We start from the raw sequence: 482 nt of genomic DNA on the forward strand, positions 1-482 counted from the left end.
AAGCATTAAGCTTAAAAGAAAAAAAACATATCTTAAAGATGATATAGCTACTTTGGTTAATCCAAAATCAAAATCTAATGTTATGTTAGTATGTAATATAAATATTATTGAAAATATTATATTTATTATTAGTATGCTACAACAAATTATATAAGGAATAGGTGGAAGCTTTTTTGATATTATTTTAATGAGAAGATAAGAAACTATTCCTAAAATAAAGAAAATAATAATAGTAATAAGATGTTCATGAGCTATTGGAGTATATCCATTAGTTAGTTCATGTCCAAAATCATTATATTTTTCTAAAGGTGCTCCTGCATTAATTAAGGTCTTAACACATAAAAAACCTATACCACCTATACTAAATACTAAAAATGTAAAAAGTATTTCTAAATCAGTATTATTAAATATAAACTTTTTATTATTAAATATTTTAAGTTTTTTTTTGAATATACATTTAATTAATATATATATCCAATAAG

General features: G+C 20.3%; 1 protein-coding gene. It reads right to left on the bottom strand.

Translation table 11 applies throughout. The features are described 5' to 3' along the window. Window positions 1-482 (bottom strand): DUF6688 domain-containing protein (locus GBZ86_RS17630; protein WP_170272329.1); only part of this gene is annotated, 482 nt, incomplete at both ends.

Origin of the sequence: Clostridium tarantellae (assembly GCF_009295725.1) — a bacterium.
GTDB lineage: Bacteria > Bacillota > Clostridia > Clostridiales > Clostridiaceae > Sarcina > Sarcina tarantellae.